The organism is Microcoleus sp. F4-D5 (assembly GCF_036704885.1).
Lineage (GTDB): Bacteria > Cyanobacteriota > Cyanobacteriia > Cyanobacteriales > Microcoleaceae > Microcoleus.
In genome coordinates, this window is sequence record NZ_JAUBSX010000001.1 from 152,810 (window position 1) to 171,131 (window position 18,322).

General features: G+C 45.6%; 19 protein-coding genes and 1 pseudogene. 8 read left to right on the forward strand and 12 right to left on the reverse strand.

The genetic code is table 11. The features are described 5' to 3' along the window. Nucleotides 1–199 precede the first annotated feature (199 nt). The 5 genes from QUA80_RS00690 (at nucleotide 200) to QUA80_RS00710 (ending at nucleotide 8,136) form a co-directional block, all read left to right on the forward strand. Nucleotides 200–712 carry a DUF4112 domain-containing protein gene (locus tag QUA80_RS00690; protein ID WP_333420430.1) on the forward strand — a complete coding sequence of 171 codons (513 nt, stop codon included), beginning with the start codon at nucleotides 200–202 and terminating at the stop codon, nucleotides 710–712. A 622-nt stretch (nucleotides 713–1,334) separates the two neighbouring features. After that, nucleotides 1,335–1,943 carry a PadR family transcriptional regulator gene (locus tag QUA80_RS00695; protein WP_333420432.1) on the forward strand — a complete coding sequence of 203 codons (609 nt, stop codon included), beginning with the start codon at nucleotides 1,335–1,337 and terminating at the stop codon, nucleotides 1,941–1,943. Nucleotides 1,944–2,212: 269 nt separating this feature from the next. Then, the gene (locus QUA80_RS00700) at nucleotides 2,213–4,000 is read left to right on the forward strand and encodes an efflux RND transporter periplasmic adaptor subunit (RefSeq protein WP_333420434.1); all 1,788 of its coding nucleotides are present in this window, start codon (nucleotides 2,213–2,215) and stop codon (nucleotides 3,998–4,000) included. A 193-nt stretch (nucleotides 4,001–4,193) separates the two neighbouring features. Beyond that, a complete protein-coding gene (locus QUA80_RS00705) occupies nucleotides 4,194–7,397 on the forward strand; it encodes an efflux RND transporter permease subunit (RefSeq protein ID WP_333420436.1) in 3,204 nt (1,067 codons plus the stop codon). A 466-nt stretch (nucleotides 7,398–7,863) separates the two neighbouring features. Beyond that, nucleotides 7,864–8,136, forward strand: a complete 273-nt coding sequence (locus QUA80_RS00710; RefSeq protein WP_333420438.1) for a hypothetical protein — start codon at nucleotides 7,864–7,866, stop codon at nucleotides 8,134–8,136. 157 nt (nucleotides 8,137–8,293) lie between these two features. Here the strand turns inward: QUA80_RS00710 and QUA80_RS00715 are convergent, their stop codons facing one another. The 7 genes and pseudogenes from QUA80_RS00715 to QUA80_RS00745 all read right to left on the reverse strand — a co-directional run bounded on the left by QUA80_RS00715 (nucleotide 8,294) and on the right by QUA80_RS00745 (nucleotide 12,703). Next, complete coding sequence (locus QUA80_RS00715; protein ID WP_333420440.1) at nucleotides 8,294–8,935, reverse strand: hypothetical protein; 642 nt, start codon at nucleotides 8,933–8,935, stop codon at nucleotides 8,294–8,296. 21 nt (nucleotides 8,936–8,956) lie between these two features. Next, the gene (locus QUA80_RS00720) at nucleotides 8,957–9,496 is read right to left on the reverse strand and encodes a hypothetical protein (protein ID WP_333420441.1); all 540 of its coding nucleotides are present in this window, start codon (nucleotides 9,494–9,496) and stop codon (nucleotides 8,957–8,959) included. A gap of 57 nt (nucleotides 9,497–9,553) precedes the next feature. Beyond that, nucleotides 9,554–11,521 carry a pentapeptide repeat-containing protein gene (locus QUA80_RS00725; protein WP_333420443.1) on the reverse strand — a complete coding sequence of 656 codons (1,968 nt, stop codon included), beginning with the start codon at nucleotides 11,519–11,521 and terminating at the stop codon, nucleotides 9,554–9,556. A 133-nt stretch (nucleotides 11,522–11,654) separates the two neighbouring features. Further along, nucleotides 11,655–11,852: pseudogene (locus tag QUA80_RS00730) on the reverse strand (DUF433 domain-containing protein). Beyond that, complete coding sequence (locus QUA80_RS00735) at nucleotides 11,819–11,953, reverse strand: hypothetical protein (protein WP_333420664.1); 135 nt, start codon at nucleotides 11,951–11,953, stop codon at nucleotides 11,819–11,821. The pseudogene QUA80_RS00730 and the gene QUA80_RS00735 overlap by 34 nt, the downstream one beginning before the upstream one ends. Continuing rightward, a complete protein-coding gene (locus tag QUA80_RS00740) occupies nucleotides 11,946–12,299 on the reverse strand; it encodes a XisI protein (protein ID WP_333420446.1) in 354 nt (117 codons plus the stop codon). The genes QUA80_RS00735 and QUA80_RS00740 overlap by 8 nt, the downstream gene beginning before the upstream one ends. Continuing rightward, complete coding sequence (locus tag QUA80_RS00745) at nucleotides 12,287–12,703, reverse strand: XisH family protein (protein ID WP_333420448.1); 417 nt, start codon at nucleotides 12,701–12,703, stop codon at nucleotides 12,287–12,289. Before QUA80_RS00745 ends, QUA80_RS00740 begins: the two co-directional genes overlap by 13 nt. A gap of 349 nt (nucleotides 12,704–13,052) precedes the next feature. Between QUA80_RS00745 and QUA80_RS00750 the strand changes: the two genes are divergently transcribed. Beyond that, nucleotides 13,053–14,081, forward strand: a complete 1,029-nt coding sequence (locus QUA80_RS00750) for a hypothetical protein (protein WP_333420450.1) — start codon at nucleotides 13,053–13,055, stop codon at nucleotides 14,079–14,081. A gap of 60 nt (nucleotides 14,082–14,141) precedes the next feature. On the opposite strand, the gene QUA80_RS00755 is transcribed toward QUA80_RS00750, so the two are convergent. The 4 genes from QUA80_RS00755 to QUA80_RS00770 all read right to left on the reverse strand — a co-directional run bounded on the left by QUA80_RS00755 (nucleotide 14,142) and on the right by QUA80_RS00770 (nucleotide 15,882). Next, nucleotides 14,142–14,390, reverse strand: coding sequence for a transporter suffix domain-containing protein (locus QUA80_RS00755; protein ID WP_333420452.1), 249 nt, complete (start codon nucleotides 14,388–14,390; stop codon nucleotides 14,142–14,144). Nucleotides 14,391–14,469: 79 nt separating this feature from the next. Then, nucleotides 14,470–14,598: a hypothetical protein gene (locus QUA80_RS00760; protein ID WP_333420454.1), complete on the reverse strand. Its 129-nt coding sequence runs from the start codon at nucleotides 14,596–14,598 to the stop codon at nucleotides 14,470–14,472. Between the two features lie 34 nt (nucleotides 14,599–14,632). Then, on the reverse strand, nucleotides 14,633–15,451 hold the full coding sequence (locus tag QUA80_RS00765) for a carbohydrate ABC transporter permease (protein ID WP_333420456.1): 819 nt from the start codon (nucleotides 15,449–15,451) through the stop codon (nucleotides 14,633–14,635). A gap of 239 nt (nucleotides 15,452–15,690) precedes the next feature. Beyond that, nucleotides 15,691–15,882, reverse strand: coding sequence for a hypothetical protein (locus tag QUA80_RS00770; protein ID WP_333420457.1), 192 nt, complete (start codon nucleotides 15,880–15,882; stop codon nucleotides 15,691–15,693). A gap of 70 nt (nucleotides 15,883–15,952) precedes the next feature. On the opposite strand from QUA80_RS00770, the gene QUA80_RS00775 reads away from it, so the two are divergent. Both QUA80_RS00775 and QUA80_RS00780 read left to right on the forward strand, forming a co-directional pair. Further along, nucleotides 15,953–16,645: an aldehyde oxygenase (deformylating) gene (locus tag QUA80_RS00775; RefSeq protein ID WP_015174838.1), complete on the forward strand. Its 693-nt coding sequence runs from the start codon at nucleotides 15,953–15,955 to the stop codon at nucleotides 16,643–16,645. A 156-nt stretch (nucleotides 16,646–16,801) separates the two neighbouring features. Further along, nucleotides 16,802–17,824 (forward strand): long-chain acyl-[acyl-carrier-protein] reductase, encoded by a 1,023-nt coding sequence (locus QUA80_RS00780; protein WP_333420460.1) that lies wholly within the window; start codon nucleotides 16,802–16,804, stop codon nucleotides 17,822–17,824. A 78-nt stretch (nucleotides 17,825–17,902) separates the two neighbouring features. Here QUA80_RS00780 and QUA80_RS00785 read toward each other — a convergent pair whose 3' ends face one another. After that, nucleotides 17,903–18,103 (reverse strand): hypothetical protein, encoded by a 201-nt coding sequence (locus QUA80_RS00785; RefSeq protein WP_333420461.1) that lies wholly within the window; start codon nucleotides 18,101–18,103, stop codon nucleotides 17,903–17,905. Nucleotides 18,104–18,322 lie beyond the last annotated feature (219 nt).

Genomic DNA, 18,322 nt, shown 5'->3' on the forward strand with positions numbered 1-18,322 from the left:
GAATATGCTTCAGTAAATATCATAAACTAGCAGTAATATCAACTCCGGTAGCATCGGAATTAATATTACCGACAGTCAGGACACGGCGCAGTGCCGTGTCCCTACAATAATCGGGGTAGGGACACGGCACTGCGCCGTGTCTTCGGTATCATTCCGATGCAACCGGAAACGATATAATATCGCAATCGAGAGCAATCAAATGTCACGTTATCCTATACAAAATCCCTCCCCAAATACTCCCAGCCCATCTCATGTAGCATCCTTGCGCCGACTCCGCCGGATCAGCCATTTACTAGACAATTCAATTCCAATTCCCGGCACAAAATACCGCATCGGACTCGATCCGATATTGGGACTGATACCCGGTGGCGGCGATTTAATCAGTTCAATTTTTGCAGGATATGTTGTCTTCAAATCCGCTCAAATGGGAGTGCCTCAAGAGACTTTAGTACAAATGGCAGCTAATATCGTATTTGATACAGTTGCCGGTACAGTACCTGTGGCCGGAGACTTGTTGGATGTTGCTTGGAAAGCTAATGTCAAAAATATAGAATTGCTGGATGCTCATTTAGGTTCTCCCGAACAAGGCAAAAAAGCCGATTGGCTATTTGTGGCTGCTTTGCTGTTGGGTCTGATGTTAATTGTCGGAGGCGTGATTTTCTTAAGCGTGATGCTTTTTGGGTGGCTATTTCAAGTAATTACCGGGCGTTGAGTTTGGGTTTGAGGCTAAAGATAAATCACTTTAGATGTGTCAGTTTCAGAGGAACTCATCTGCTCTGAATTGTACTTAAACAATTAAGTTTTAGTAGGATGAGTGGCCAGTAAAAACATCTGGATTTAGGATAATTTATACTTGACAAATAATTTCTAACTGCGAGCTAGGAAAAAACTGTTAGGTGATCCGAAAAGTTCTCAAGGAATACTAAAATTTCTCATGGTTTTAAAATTCAACCAACCCATGCCAAGAAAAGTTCTGGTGCTTTTACCCAAAAGAGATATGCGACAGAAATCGCAGCTATTGAGCAGAGTCTATTAAAGCACTTCGGAGACATCAAAGACTAGGCAGCATCTCACTGGTTGGTGTCAAAAGTGAGATGCTACCGTTCCTCTGACCGAGATTGAGGTAAATCAGCACTCTTTTTCTCTCTCAAATGTGTTCTATAATACAAACCGATCGCCCTTTCTCGAACCTAAAAGATATATCTTAAGGGCATTGACAAAAAATATTAAATGTGCGTTGAGATTGAAATTTTCTTTCAAACTAGCTATTGACCAGATCGCCCTTGAGTCAGATATAGTTATATAATCCAGACTATAATATCAAATTGATATAAATGCTTGAATTATCAGCCCTTGGGCTGCTACAGTTGCAACCCCTGCACGGCTATCGGCTAAAGCAACAACTGGAGCTGTTTATGAGCAGTTGCATCAGCGTTAACTACGGAGCGATTTACCCGCTGCTGAAGCGCTTGGAAGAGCGAGGGGAGATTTCGGTAATAGCCGAAGAAGCCGGAGATGCGGGCTGTCCGCGCAAGATATACGGAATTACCGCCAAAGGGCGCGAACTATGGAGGGAAAAAATGCTCGAACACCCTCAAGAAAGCTGGGTTAACAGCGGTTCCCGGTTCCAAATCAAGTTTTTCTTTTTTGGCGACTTAGAACCCGCAGAACGGCTGAAATTGTTGGAACACCGCTTGCGAGCCTGTTACACCCGGCAAGACTACATCGAAAGCCTCAAAAGCGAATATCCACTAACTGACGACTATCAATTCGCCTCTCGCGATCGCTGCAAGTCAGTGCTGGCGTCAGAGATAAAGTGGTTAACCGAGCAACTAGCCAAGGAAAAAAGCGCGATCGCCGGAGTGCGTGACTCCCCAACCTCCGCTGAATCCGGCGAATCCCAGGGAAAATCCTTCCAACTCACCCACTCAGGTGAGTCATAAGAAGGATGTGTAATCCTTCCTGCCATCGTAACTTTTGAGAGATAACAAGAAGCTTTCCTAAAAATAATCAGCCCCAGGCTTGGCTCACTGCCATCGGACTAAAGCCCTGCACATACCCCAACCTCATTAAAAAGAGACTTTCCAGATTCCATCCTGTTTCAAAGCGCTTGTCCTGATTCCCCCTTTTTTTCAGGACGCCCGGGGATGAAAGATTCCGCCAAAGTCTCAGTCAGTCAGACGTTAAAAAAAAAATCTAAGTGGTGCTGCCAATGAGTTATTCTAAATCCCCAGAATCCGTGGTTGAAGCTGAAGAGCAAAAATCTGCCACACCGGAACTTCACCCAACCGATGCAGATGCAGACAGCGATCGACCGCAGGATTTGGCCCCCGTTGCCGATCGCCCCGAACCTGTGGCTAAACCGCGATCGCGCTGGCCCCTAATTGCCGCGCTCGCGATCGCCGCAGGCGCAGCAGGTTTCGGCTGGTACTCGTGGCAATCGGGTCAGAATCGCGCACAGCAACCTGCAGCAGCAGCCCAACCCCAAGGCATACCAGTCAAGCTGGCAGCCGTAGAAACCAGTTCAGTCCAAGATACCTCGGAATTTGTCAGCAGCTTAGAAGCCAAGCGTTCGGTAGAAATCAAACCCGAAGCAGAAGGGCTAGTCACGGAGATTTTTGTCAAATCCGGGGACTTCATAAACCAAGGGCAAGTCATCGCCCGCATGAAAAGCGACAGCGCCCAAGCTGATTTGAGGCAATCCCAAGCCAACCTGATTCGCGCTCAATCCCACTTAGCAGAATTGCAAGCAGGAACCAGGCCCGAAGAAATCGCCCAAGCTCAAGCCCAAGTCGCCCAAGCCCAAGCCAACCTAGCCCAACTGCGATCGGGCTCTCGACCAGAAGAAATTGGTCAAGCCCAAGCCCGCGTTTCCCAAGCTGAAGCCGACCTCGCCGACGCCCAAACAGGTAGCCTCTTAGAAGACATCGCCCAAGCCAGAGCGCAAATAGAAGCAAGCACAGCCGAAGCAAAGTTAGCCAGCCAGCAGCTTTCCAGATATCAGGCATTGGCGCGAGAAGGCGCAGAATCCGCCAACACCCTCGAGGAATACACCCAAAAAGCAGGCACCGCCAAAGCCAACCTCCGAGAAGCTCAAAGGCGGTTCGAGCAGCGGCAAAAAAACAGACAAGCCGAGATCGAGCGCCGGACAGCAGCTTTGCAACAGCAGCGGCAAGCTTTGCGGCAACTGCAAAACGGTTCGCGCCCAGAGGAAATAGCCAAAGCCGAAGCAGAAGTCGCACAAGCCAAGAGCAGATTAGCCCAGTTAGCCAACGGCACTCGCCAAGAACAGCTCGATCAAGCTGAAGCGCAAGTTGCCGAGGCCGCCGCTCAAGTGCGCCGCTTTGAAGTACAACTGCAAGAAACTGCTGTCATCGCGCCCTTCGCGGGAGTCATCGGCGACATACCAGTGAAAGTAGGTGATAACTTGCAAAAAGGTAACGCCATTGCCACCCTGACTGAGAACCAATTGCTAGACTTGCGGTTATCAATTCCTTTGGAACGGCAGCCTCAATTACGCTTAGGGCTGCCAGTACAAATGCTCGACGCTCAAGGTAAGGCGATCGCCCAAGGTCAAATCAGTTTTATCTCCCCGAACGTCAGCGCCAATTCCCAAACAATTTTAGCTAAAGCCACATTTCCCAACCCCAGCGGCGAACTGCTTAATCTCCAGTTTGTAAAAGCTAAAGTCATCTGGAAACAGAAACCCGGAATTTTAGTTCCAGTAACAGCAGTCACTCGCTTAGGTGGGGAAACTTTTGTCTTTACAGCTCAAAAGCCGGAACAGCCAAAACCAGGGATGCCACCTTTAGTAGCGCGGCAAAAATCCGTGAAATTGGGAGCCATTGAGGGGAATAATTATCAAGTTATCGAAGGTTTGCAAGCAGGCGAAAAAATTGTTACTGCAGGCATCCTTAACCTGACTGACGGCGCTCCGATTATGGCTCAAGAGGCAGGGAAAGGAGCAGGGGAAAAATTACCATTAGAAAGCAAAAAATAAGGTATGTAGTTGCGCTTGGGCGCTCTTAACAGGTGAATTAAGAGCGCCCAAGCGCAACTACGTACCTGACATTAAACTACTTAATTGCTCAGCTATTAAAAACGGGTAATTTGAATTTTTGACTAAAGTGCAATTAGCAATTAGGAATTAGGAATTAGGAATTATCAACTAACAACTACCCATTACCCAAATAATGTTTGCAGATTTCTTTATTAAACGACCAGTCTTTGCTAGCGTCTGCGCCTTAATTATTATCTTGGTAGGCGCAATTAGCATTCCGACGCTGCCGATCGAGCGCTTCCCCGACATCAGCCCCACCCAAATCAACGTCACAGCCAACTATAGCGGGGCGAGTGCTGAAATTGTCGAAAATGCAGTTACCAACATCCTAGAAAGGCAAATAAACGGCGTTGAAGGACTAAAATATCTAACTTCCAGTAGCAGTAACGATGGCACCAGCACCATTACAGCTACCTTTGATTCATCGCGCAACAAAGACATTGCTGCCGTCGATATTCAAAATCGAGTTGCAGTTGCTCAGCCACAACTACCAGATGCCGTACAACGCACAGGAGTTACAATTACAAAACAATCTACAAGTCTCCTATTAGCGATCGGCTTATTTACAGAAAATAAAGAATACGACACCATATTTTTAAGCAACTATGCTGACCTATATTTAGCAGATGCCTTAAAACGGGTAAAAGGTGTGGGCGACGTGCGAATTTTTGGGGAAAGACGCTATGCAATGCGTTTATGGATAGACCCCAATAAATTAGCAGCTCGCCGTCTCACAATGCAAGATGTAACGAGCGCTCTCAACGAACAAAACTTGCAAGTTGGTGCTGGGAGAGTTGGTCAAGAACCTGCTCCACAGGGACAAATGTATCAAATTGACTTGCGTGCTGAAAGTCGCCTCAAAGAACCAGCAGAATTTGAAGAACTCGTCCTCAAAACAGAGACAAATGGAACGTTAGTTAAATTAAAAGATGTGGGGAGAGCCGAACTAGGGGCAGAGAATTACAGCTCATTTCTGCGATTTCGAGGCAATGATGCAGTAGGTTTAGGGATTTACCAACTGCCCGGAAGTAATGCTTTGAATGTTGCCCATGCCGTCAAAACAGAAATGGAAAAACTAGCGGTTGCTTTCCCTCCGGGGTTGGTACATAGAGTGGCGCTGGACACGACTTTGTTTGTAGAAGAGTCGATGGCAGAAGTAGTCAAGACATTATTTGAAGCAGTCTTGCTAGTGGTGATAGTGATTTTTGTTTTCTTGCAAGACTGGCGCACAACTATTATTCCTACCATCACAATTCCCATTTCTTTGATAGGGACGTTTGCCTTTATCAAAGTTTTCGGATTTACTATTAACAGTTTATCTCTGTTTGGTCTGACATTAGCGACTGGATTAGTGGTGGATGACGCTATCATTGTAGTAGAAAATATTGACCGCCTGATCCGGCAAGGTATGAACGCCCGCCAAGCGGCTTTTGAGTCTATGCGGGAGCTTTTTAGCGCTGTAATTGCGACTTCTTTAGTGTTGATGGCAGTGTTCGTGCCAGTGGCATTTTTCCCCGGAACTACGGGAGCGCTTTACAAACAATTTGCGCTGACTATTGCTTTTTCAGTCCTGCTTTCTACCTTTATGGCTATTACTCTGACGCCCTCACTTGCAGCTATATTACTGCGTCGAGGTCAGAAGTTTGGAGGTCCGCTGGGTTGGGTTTTCGATCGGTTTAATGGAGTTCTTAATTGGGTACAGCGGCAATATCGGCAATCCTTAATATTTCTAACTGGAATTAAGACTATTGTCACCCTCGTGTTTATCGGTTCTCTGGGAGTAACTGCTTGGCTTTATTTATCAGTACCCACAGCATTTATCCCGGAAGAAGACCAGGGCTATTTTATGACTATTATTCAAGGACCCCAAGGTGTTTCGCTGCAATACACTCAGAAAGTAATGGACCAAGTAGAAGCAGAAATCCTCAAACTTCCTGAAGTTGTCGGGACTTTTTCCGTGGGTGGATTTGGTTTTAGCGGTAGCACTTCTAATCAAGGCATTATATTTACTACACTTAAATCCTGGGAAGAACGTCACGGACAAGATCAAACTGTACAAGCGATTATTGGTAAGTTGGGGGGTAAGTTTTTCTCGATTCCCGAAGCTAGAATTTTCCCGGTGAATCCGCCGGCTATTCAAGGTTTAGGTCAATTTGGGGGTTTCCAATTTCAATTGCAAGACCGCAAAGGTAACAGCGGTTTAGATGCCTTAGTCCAGACTATGGGCGGCATTTTGAAGCAGGCAAATCAGACACCGGGATTGCAGGCGGTATTTAGTACGTTTGCTGCGAATACGCCTCAGTTAATTGTGGAGGTTGACCGCAATCGAGCTAAGGCTCTAGATATCCCCATCAATGATGTTTTCAGTACGCTACAAACGGCTCTGGGTGCTCAGTATGTGAACGATTTTAACCTGCAGCAGCGCAATTATCGGGTGTATGTTCAGGCGGACAAACAGTTTCGTGATAACCCTGAAGATATTGGGAAATTGTATGTGCGTTCTGGAAAGAATGAAATGATTCCTTTGAGCAATTTGGTGAAGATTACTCCAGTGGTGGGGGCACAAACTGTTAACCACTACAATTTGTATAGGTCAATTGAAATTACTGGCTCTCCGGCTCCGGGAGCGAGTTCTGGACAGGCGCTAAAATCGATGGACAAGGTGTCGGCTGAAGTTTTGCCCTCGGGTTTTGGCTATGAATGGTCGGGGAGTTCTTTAGAAGAAATTGAGTCGGGCGGTCAAGCACCAATTATTTTCGGTTTGGGGCTGATTTTTGTGTTCTTGGTGTTGGCGGCGCAGTACGAAAATTATGTCGATCCTTTCATTATTTTGCTATCGGTACCTCTGGCGATTTTAGGTGCTCTTTTAGCTCAGTCAGTGCGCGGTTTGGCGAATGATGTTTATTGCCAGATTGGTTTGGTGATGTTGATTGGATTGGCTAGTAAAAATGCGATTTTAATCGTGGAGTTTGCGAACCAGTTACGGGAGCAGGGATATTCAATTGCTAAGGCGGCAGTGGAGGCTTCTCAAGAGCGTTTGCGACCGATTTTGATGACTTCTTTATCATTCATTTTGGGTATTTCTCCTCTGGTTAACCCGGAGGGTGCGGGTGCAGCCAGCCGCCGATCGCTAGGAAATGCGATCGCCGGGGGGATGGTTGTTTCTACTGTCTTGAGTTTGTTTATAGTGCCGGTTCTGTATGTGGTGGTTGTCTCGGCTCGCGATCGCTTTAAGAAGCGCGATCGATCGCAACATCCGCCACACGATGACGCAAATTTGGACGGGAAAATTGCTACCCGCGATGAGGTTGAACGCGATAAAGTATCCCCGTTGTAGTTGGTAAGTTGGAAAGGCGATCGTTTTGCGAGTCTCGTTGGTGCGATCGCCCAAAACCCGCCAATCCCGCATCAAAACCCCCAAAGTCCCCAGATTAGTCCGGGGCTCAATTCTTCAATCCAAAATCCAAAATCTAAAATCTAAAATCCCAAATCCAAAATCCCAAATCTAAAATCTAAAATCTAAAATCTAAAATCGATTGACGGCGGCCCCCCTCTGCGGCTACGCTTTGAAGTGAGAGGTTGCTTGCTTGTAGAGGAGGCAGCCCGCGTCGCCCGAAAATCTAGTTGCACTGCCCAAAGCTGCGCTAACAGCAATGGACAGCATAACCGCCAAACTGGTACGAGCAGTCTGGAGGCTAACGGGAAATCATAACATTTTCTGTAGCCGCCCTGCTATGTGTTGAGAAGCGGGGCGGCTGGGTTTTTGGGTTTTTCTAGAAAACCCAAAACCAGGAGAACATATTATGTCACAGGAATTCGTGCCTGACGACAACAGATCCGATCGCCCAAATGACGACTCAGCAGCAGTATCGGAACAGGAAGTCGTGCTGTTAACGGTTGTCGGTTCGCAATCGGGTGTCAGGGAAACCATACTGACTTTGTATCGGCTGGGATTTGCCGAAGTGGGCGATTGGAGTCCCCTACAGCGCACGGCAAATCCGAAGCAGGTGATGAGCGTGCTGATCCGTCGGAAGCGATCGACTGATGGTACACCGCCGAGAAAATCTGGACGGTAAGCTGCGCTGTCATTCTGAGTGATTAGCTTAGGATTTACACGCGCGTGGTCAGAAACCGGGTTTTTTGGAGAATACTTCGTTGAAACGCGCAGATTTGCGAAAAAACCCGGTTTCTTTGGCCGCAGTGTGTAAGTTCTGTCTGAATTTATGAATAATTTTAAGGTAGAAGTAAGAGTTGGGCGATCGCGGGCAACAATTTACTGCAAGCTTCCACCAACGTCGCCGCACTAGGTAAACCAGCAATAGTCCCTTTCAAAATTTTCATTGCCGTTTTCCCCGCCTTTTGCATTGTACTTTCTTGGGGATTTTTCCCTACTTCTGCCAAAGTTTTTACCTGTTCCAAGGCTTCAGCTTTATCATCATCAGATAAATTAGTTTCAGCTTCGATCGCTGTTTTTAACTCAGTCAGTAATTCTTTGATTCCCGGTTCATCTGGTTTAGCAGAATCAGATAATTGATTAATTGTATTGGCAACTGTACCGCTGATATCACCTAAACTTAACGCTCCTGCACCGCTAGCGTTAATGGTTCCGCCTGTAATTTCTATTTTGCGACTTTGGTCGATTTGATCACTCATAGCTTTACTCTCTGATGTAGATTTAACTTCATTAGTAATCTTAACATTAATAGGTCGCCTAGCCAACAACTTTATAAGTTCATTTAGCTCCGAACTTTTCTGACGGTAAAATTCTATTTCTCTATCTTTAGCTTGCAGTTCAGATTTGTGCTTGGCTTCTAAATTTTTGATAATTTGCTCATAGGCCTGGATAATTCGAGTAAGACTTTCGTCACTTTGCATGGTTTGGCTCAGAGTTTATGCTTACTTATCCTCCTGAATAATATTAATCGACAGCGGTTGTTTAGCTAACATCTCTGTTAGTTCTCTCATTTCAGCTATTTGCTGGCGATATAAAGCGATTTCCTCATCTTTATATTTTAATTCTGCCTTGTATTTTTGGGCGATCGCCCTTAGTGACTCCACATCCTCTGATTCGGCTATCGACTCATCTTCCTGACTGGAATGAGCATCGGTTTCAAGTTGTGTTAAACTTTTAGAAACTGCTTCGGAAATAGCTATCTCTTGACGGTACATAGCAATCTCGCAATCTTTGGAGCGCAATTGGGCTTGATATTTATCTTCAATAGCCTTTAACAGTAGTTCGTAGTTTTTCTTTAACTCGTGATAAATTATAGCTTGCTTATCATCTGTCAGAGCATTGACAAAGATTGCAATTACTCCATTTTCGGAATTTTCTATACTTTGGATTGACAATTCTGTGTTTTCATTCGCAATGGCAGCTTGCAATTGCAGCAGTAATTCTTTGAATTCCGGTTTTTCTGAACCTACTGATACACTCATCGCTTTGATTTCCGCTGTTACCAGAGTTTGATTAAAATTATAGCATTACTCACTTTGTCAGGAAGGACGCTCCTCTTCGAGGGCTGCGCTAACGGCTGGATAGGGCAACTCCTCGATCGTGTTGGCTGTTGTACCGTCATTATCTCCTAAACTTAACGAGCCGGCACCGATAGCGTTAACCGTACCACCTGAAATTTCAGCTTTGCGACTTTGGTCTATGTTATCGCTGGCGACTTTATTCTCTGCTGTAGATTGATTGTGATTGTTAATTATAAGGTTAGAGGGCTGAGGCACGGTTGAAGGATTTACTAAGTATTGACTAAACACTCCTTTCACAAAGTCTTGAAAGACACGGTAGTTATGTCTTTCTATTTCAATAATTTCATCTTGAGCTTTTAATCGCTCGGCTTGTCTTTGAGCTTCCAGCCTTGCTTGATAAACTTCGTCCCAAATTTGCTCAACTTTACCCTTATCCGTTCCTTCGGGAACTTTGAGAGTCAGTAAAACATCATTGTCTTTTTTATCAACTCCTTGAATTGACTCGGGTGTAATGTCTGGAAATTCTCGCATTAACTTCTGAAAAGCGGCGACAAAAGCTTCTGGGTTAATCCCATCTTTGAGGAGGATTTGCACGGTTTCCATAATCTTTTTATAGAGTTTCTCGAAATCCCCCGGTTCAAAACACTTGTTGATGTGGTGAGGGCGGCGTTCGCGATCGCCAGTTCCCGGTTGGGGATATTCTAGAAGATAAACAAACCGACAGTCAACGCGATCGAGCTTTGTATTAGCGTCAATGTTCCAAGCTTCCAAACAAGCACCTGTAAAACACGCTGCTGTAAAATCTGTTGCCAAGGCTTGAGTTTCAGTGAGGTTTGCCGATTCCAAATTAGCTTGATGCAAAGTTGCTTCGCTGAGATTAGCCTGCTTGAGATTAGCCTTGTTGAGATTAACGCCTGTCAGGTTTGCTCCTTGGAGATCCGCACCGACATAGGATTTTTTGTAGCCGTTACCAGTGATGAGTAATTCTCGGATGGGGGTATCAGCTAATATCGAATTACCGACGCGCGCGCGATCGAGTTTTTCTGTATTGCGGAAGCAAGTACGAGTAAGATTGGCTGTTCTAAAATCTGTACTTTTGAGAGTTGCCTCAGTGAAATTGGCATCAGTTAGATCGGCATTGCGAAAGCTAGTGCCGCCTGTAGCGGCAAAGGCAATGGCGACGGTGCGAATCAAGGCTTGTTTCTCATCCCCAGCCAGGGCACGCCAAGCCACGTGAATACCTAGTCCTGCCACTGCCACTGCTACTGCTACTGCCACTGCCACTGCCCCTGCCACTGCCACTCCCCCTGCCCCTGCCGCTGCTACTGCCCCTGTCCCTGCTGCTGCTGCTGCCGCTACCACTGCCACTACCCCTACCACTGCCACTCCCCCTGCCCCTGCCACTACCGCTGCGACTGCCCCTGCCCCTGCCACTGCTGCTGCCCCTGCCCCTGCCCCTGCCCCTGCCACTGCCGCTGCCCCTGCCCCTGCCACTGCCGCTGCCGCTGACCCTGCCACTGCCCCTGTCCCTGTCACTGCCCTTGCCAATGCCGCTGTCGCTGCCCCTGTCCCTGTCGCTGCTGCTGCCACTGCTCCTGCGGCTGCCGCTGCCCCTGCCGCTGCCCCTCCGCCTAGACCTTGGCGGATAGTAACTATAAAGAAGATTGCCAAAACTATCAACACAACCACACCGGGAATAATGGTGTACTGTTTGATGTTATTTGGAGTGAAAAAAATTGCTACCCACAAACTAGCAAAGCCTGACATCAATCCAGATGTTACTGATAGAAATAGCGATATAGTTACTATAAACATTGTCCAGCGACGTTGCAGTCCTGCTGTGGCACGGGTGAAGTCAGCTTCTCTGAGGATGGCATTTGTGAAATTTGCGCCTCGGATGTCTGCACCGATGAATTTTGCACCTGTGAGATTTTGACCTTTGAAGTTGTGACCTCGGAGATTTTTACCGGAAAAGTCTTTGGGCATGATTTCACGCAGGGAGATAATATTATGTCCAGTCAATTAATGACGACTACAGTGCGAGCTTCTAGCTCGCGAGCCTTACGCTCTTACTACAGAATCATTATTAGCGATTACCGAAACATAATATGATAACTATTTAAGAAAAACTCAAAAAAGCCCAAATATCCTGTTGCGTCAGATAGGGAAACTCATCTAGGATTTCTTCATAACTCATGCCAGAAGCGAGATATTCCAACACATCATAAACTATAATTCTCATGCCTCGAATACAAGGTTTACCACCTCATTTACCCGGTTCGGTCATAATGATATTAGCGATGTGTTGTTCTGACATGGCACTTTCCCTTTAACTACAGTTCTCAATTTGAGCATCAGAAAATAGCGATCGCCCCGCAGCTTATCCTCTCGGGCGATCGCACTTATTGCATCAACCAACCGCAAACTCCGTAAATTTCCGTTTATAAGGAGCGTGAAACCCTAAAACAATATCGCTTTTAGGAATTCCTGCTGCCAGTAAATCATCAACTACACACAAATCCGTCCAATCTTCTTCAACCCAAATTTTGCCATCTTTAATACGAAGATACATCGTAATGTGGCAGATCCGTTTTTTTTCCTCCCAACCAGAGCGAAACCACAGATATTGATCTCGTTTTTCGTCAAATGCAAGGCGGCTGTCCGTCTCTAATTCATCTAGCGCACTCCCTCCCTTGACGCCGAGTTCATAATATTCAGTCAATATTTTTTCAATCGTACTCCGATAGTATTTTAGTTTATCCATTGCACAATTTCCTCCTTTTCCATCTCAACCACCATTAATAACAGCTTATTTTCATTAGTAATTACTTGTATCGACTTGCGTTGAAAAAAGTTTTTGTAGACAAGATCGTCAATTGCTAAATAGAGCTTGTATTCTGGCTCTGTGAGTTGGATCAGATTTCTGTAAACCATATATTGACCGAGTGCGCCGTGAAAATCATACATTAGCGATCGCCCAACAAAGCTCTTAATTTCAACAACTATCTTTTGTCCCTGACGTTGTGCTGCGATCGGCTTTTCTGCTGCTAAATCCGCATATAACTCAGCATCCTCATATTTAATAAAGTATGGATCTGCCGTAATTGTCCAACCGTCTTTTAGTAAAGCATTTTTAACTGCGTTGTGGTAGATATCTTTAGCAGGCATAAATTAACTTGAGTTTTCAGCTACTTAAATTACAGTCAGGCTGGCGAGCATATTCCCAAACTTGGCGATCGAGTACAGTAGGTAATCCCATCTTATAATATCCTAATTCACTTTAACTCAATCCCCTCACAGCCAGCACTCCCCTCAAGTCCGATCAGGGGCGTGTCCGGAGTCATTTTGGGTATCTTTTCGCCCGATCGCCCTCCATCGTGCAATAATGATATGACTTGCACAAAAGCTCTATTAGTAGGTAAATCTTGCCTACTTTACCGCTACATATAGCGTCTAAACTGTAAATCCGTGCAAGTTACCAATTAAACCGGCTATTTCACTACACAAATTTTTCCTAATGGCTGAAGTCCCCCTAAATCCCGCAGAACTTGCAGAAGCCCTCAACGGCTTTACCGATATCAATTTCCAATTGCCAGACCCAGAAGACGAACAAATACCCGACTTTGATTTTGAAAATCAGGTTGACAATGCCTGGAAAGTGTGCGATCGCTTCGACTTGCAAACCGACATTTGGCGGGGACGCATTCTCCGAACAGTTAGAGACAGGGAAAAAAAAGGCGGCGAAGGACGCGGCACAGGGTTTTTGAACTGGCTCAAAGAAAGAGAAATTGGCAAAAGTCAAGCCTATTCTTTGATAGAATTAGCTAATAGTGCCGACACTCTGATCCAGCAAGGAGATTTAGACCCAAATTCCATTAGAAACTTCAGCAAAAGAGCCTTTGTAGAAACCGCCAAAGCATCACCCGAAGTGCAGCAAATGGTAACAGATGCCGCAGCAAGTGGCGATCGCATCACCCGCCGCGAAGTCAAACAACTATCCGACGAATGGATGGCAATGAACTCAGATTTATTGCCAGAAGAAGTCAAAGAAAAAGCATCTACAGGTTCTCTACCTTCCCGCTACCTCGCTCCTTTAGTCAAAGAAATGGAGAAACTCTCCCCATCTCACCAAAGTGAAATTCAAAAAGAAGTAGCAGAAAATCCCGACGTAGATACTGTCAAACAGCTAACATCCGACGCCAAGAACTTATCAAAATATCTCGACGCCGCCGCCCAAGTACAAGCTCTCAATCAGTCTCATTTAGACATGGAAATGGCCTTAGAAGAATCTTTGCGAGTAGGCTGTTTGGGAACCACCGCCGACGTTGTAAAACAAGCTGCACAGCTAGAACAAACAGTAGTCAAACTTTACACAATTTGGAAGCGTTTAGGCAGTTTGGCAGATAGATTGTACGTGGATACAGGAGCCAGCACACCCAATTTGCGGTTGCTTTTGGGATGCTTGGACACTCTTTCGGGAGAAAAGATTGAAGTGGATTTCGGAGACGGAGAACGCTCTGTTCGCTTGCAAATTTTCAGCGAGTAGCTCAACATTGACTGCGGATAAATGCCAACCTACCGGCTTATTATCGGCGTGTATTCCTGTTCATCGGCGGTGAAAATTTCTGATTTTTTTCCAAAGATAGCGGGGATGCAAATAACGCCGATATTTAGTAACTACTTCTTTTCCCAATATAACCACACTCAGCCAAAAACAAACTTCTGCCCCAACAGCCAAAACGACAGATAAAGTAGTTTTTTGCGTAATGTCCAGCGGCAGGAAGGGTACAATAAATAAGACTACTAACCACGGTACAAAAGATACGATAAATAAAAACAAACCGAGCTTCTGCATAGATTCACATAATACAGCTTTAATATCCCCTTTATATCTTAGTCTAGTTAAAGTTAACTTCGTTTGTATAGTAGCGATTTCACTCGCAGAGTGACTCCAAATTCACATTTTTTACCAATGTCAGCAACAGGCAAGATGCCTGTTCCACAAATACTAAATATTCTCGCTTCACAGGCAAGATGCCTGTGAAGCGAGAATGGTTCAACATCTGACTATAAACTTAATTACCAAGCATCTCCACCTCAATTCTTAATCCCCGTCGCCGCAATCCCCCGAATAAACTGCCGCTGACCGGCCAAAAACAGCAACACCACCGGCACACTCCCAATCACCACCGCCGCCATCAACAACTGCCAACTGCTAGTAAACTGTTCCTGAAACTCAGCCAAAACCAACTGCACAGTCCGCAACTCGGGCCGCGTCGTAAATACCAGCGGCTTAAACAAATCGTTCCACTCTCCGATAAACGTAAACAAAAACAGCGTCACCAAAGCTGGCCTCGCCAAAGGTAACATCACCTGCCACAAAACCTGCCAGCGGTTAGCCCCATCCAGCATTGCCGCCTCCTCCAACTCCACCGGAACAGTCATAAAATACTGTCGCAGCAGAAAAATCCCAAAACCGTTAGCCGCCGTCGGCAAAATCAGCGCCCCGTAAGTATTCAGCAGGTGGCCCCACTTCAACACCAAGAAAATGGGAATCACCAAAAGCTGAAACGGAATTACCAGCGTCGCCAAAACCCCCAACACAATCGCCTGTCGCCCGCGAAACTTGAGTCTGGCCAAGGCGTAACCGGCCAAAGCAGAAGTCACAACCTGAAAAGCAGTTACTGCGATCGCCACTAGAGTAGAATTAAGAAATGCCAACAAAAAATTGCCCCGTCGCCAAGCCTCCTGATAGTTTGCAAAAGTCAGGCCTGTGGTCTTGACACCAACACCAGATGGTGATATAGAAACCAAAAATACAGCAGCCAGCGGCAGCAGCACCAGCGCAGCACCCGCCAGCAACAAAATAAAACTCAGCAATTCCAGCGCTTGAGGCCTGTCAAAGGATTTACCCATAAATTTCTGAATTAACCTAAAATAATAAGCCTGTGAGGTTCTCCAACCCGATCGCCTCCCAGATTCCCATACAACAACATAATAGTCGTAGAGGGAAAGAAGGAGTACCTAGGGAGGAAGTTGTGATTAGGATATAATGTTATAGATAGATTTGGTACTATAAAACCCTAAAACCCAGAAAGGGGGAGACATAGACCGTATTTCTATCATCTATTTCCGGGCAAAAGATCGACTAACGACTAATTCAAGTAATTAGTAAATAGATAGCATTCTAGCGATAGTCTTTCTGGAGTGTTCGACGGCAAAAGTCTGCCAAACACACTGAGGACGCCAGTTTTTCCCGGAACGTCAAAGAAAATTTCTTTGTCGAAAGAACCCTCAGCTATAATCTCTGATTTAGATGGGGTGCGTTCAAAAAAGGTAAAGTGCACTGTCACTGACCCCTAATTTTAAAGGGGTTTCCAAACATCCCACAAGCTTATATAAGGAGACTACATATCTATGCCCCAGCTTGAGGCCAGCCCAACAATTGACTTTCAAACCGAAACTTACAAAGATGCTTACAGCCGCATCAACGCCATTGTGATTGAAGGCGAACAAGAAGCTCACGACAATTACCTGACACTGGCCGAACTGTTGGCTGACAAAAAAGCAGAGTTAGTTGGCTTGTCCAAGATGGAGAACCGCCACATGAAAGGGTTCCAAGCTTGTGGCCGGAATCTTAAAGTCACGCCCGACATGGCATTTGCCAAAGAGTTCTTTTCGGAACTGCACAGAAACTTCCAAACGGCTGCGGCCCAAGGTCAGATTGTAACTTGCTTGTTGATTCAATCGCTAATTATTGAGTGTTTTGCGATCGCAGCTTACAACATCTACATCCCCGTCGCCGATGACTTTGCCCGCAAAATCACCGAAGGCGTAGTCAAAGAAGAATACAGCCACCTCAACTTTGGGGAAGTCTGGCTGCAAGCTCACTTTGAGGAATCCAAAGCCGAACTAGAAGCCGCCAACCGCCAAAACCTGCCCATCATCTGGAAGCTGCTAAACGCTGTCGCAGACGATGCCCGCGTTTTAGGAATGGAAAAAGATGCTTTAATCGAAGACTTTATGATTGCCTACGGCGAAGCTCTAGGCAACATAGGCTTTAACAACCGCGATATCATGCGGATGTCAGCACAAGGCTTAGCAGCCTAGTTAATTCGGACATAAGGAATGGGAAAAAAATTAAAAATTAAAAATTAAAAATGGGATACCTCATTTTAAAATATAAATTTTTAATCTTCCCATCTTCCCTCTTCCATTTTCAATCTTCAATCTTCAATCTTCAATCTTCCTTCATTTGACAACTTAATGTTTGGTCTAATCGGTCACTTAACCAGCTTAGAACACGCCCAATCAGTAGCTAACGAGCTGGGCTATCCAGAATATGGCGATCAAGGTCTCGATTTTTGGTGCAGCGCACCGCCCCAAATAGTTGATCATATCACGGTAACAAGCATCACTGGACAAAAAATAGAAGGGCGCTATGTCGAGTCCTGTTTTCTGCCAGAAATGCTAGCCACTCGCCGGATTAAAGCAGCCACTCGCAAAATCCTTAATGCGATGGCACACGCTCAAAAAAACGGGATTAACATCACTGCTTTAGGCGGCTTTTCTTCGATCATTTTTGAGACTTTCAATTTGCAGCAAATTAAGCAAATTCGCAATCTCAAGTTGGAGTTTGAACGCTTCACCACTGGTAACACTCACACAGCTTACATCCTCTGCCGCCAAGTAGAAGAAGCAGCCCCAAAATTGGGAATTGAACTTTCAAAAGCCACTGTAGCGGTTTGCGGTGCTACTGGGGATATAGGCAGTGCGGTGTGTCGCTGGCTCAATGTTAAAACAAATGTAGCAGAATTGTTGCTCATTGCCCGCGACAAAGAACGATTACAAGATTTGCAATCGGAATTGGGGCGAGGCAAAATCATGGATTTGGAAGAAGCCCTGCCCCAAGCGGATATAGTTGTCTGGGTAGCCAGTATGCCAAAGGGAGTAGAAATTGACCCTAAGACCTTGAAGCAACCCTGTTTATTGATTGACGGTGGCTATCCGAAAAATTTGGCAACTCAGGTTCAGCATCCGGAAATTTACGTACTCAATGGCGGCATTGTGGAGCATTCCCTCGATATTGAGTGGAAAATTATGAAGATTGTCAATATGGATGTGCCGGGCAGACAGTTGTTTGCCTGTTTTGCCGAATCAATGCTGCTGGAATTTGAAAAATTGTATACCAATTTTTCTTGGGGACGGAATCAAATTACTGTCGAAAAAATGGAGCAAATCGGCGAGATTTCAGTTAAACACGGTTTCCGACCTTTAATGTCATTTTGATGTGATTTTTTGCGGTTATTGGTTATTGAAGAAAGTTTTTCTGATAATAACCAGTAACTTTTTTTAGAGAGTTAACAGTTAACAGTTAACATTATGCCCGATCGCACGACGAAAACAAAAGTTGTGTGTAGTTCTCAACCAGCCCGGGGGATTCGCGACAAAAGTTTGTCTTTTTTCTGATATTTGATGGTCGGCGACAACAGCTAATACAGACAGGGCTGTTAAAGCTTCCGTAGAGGTGAGGTCGATCGCCCGGGTGTCGCTGATTGGACTTGCCAACAGTTCAGCGTTAGGTATTTTGTGCCTGTCCGGAGCCGAGCGGCGCGGAGTAATACGCGCGCAAACATCAGAAGCAAGCAAAAATAGTGTAGCAAAAAACGAGGCTCAAGCCTCTGGTTGTCAACCAGGTTACTAAGCAAAGCAAAATTCAAAATTCAAAATTCAAAACTTCCCCTCTTTTTCAGCATCCCCTGACAGGGTAGGATCGGGAAATAGTCG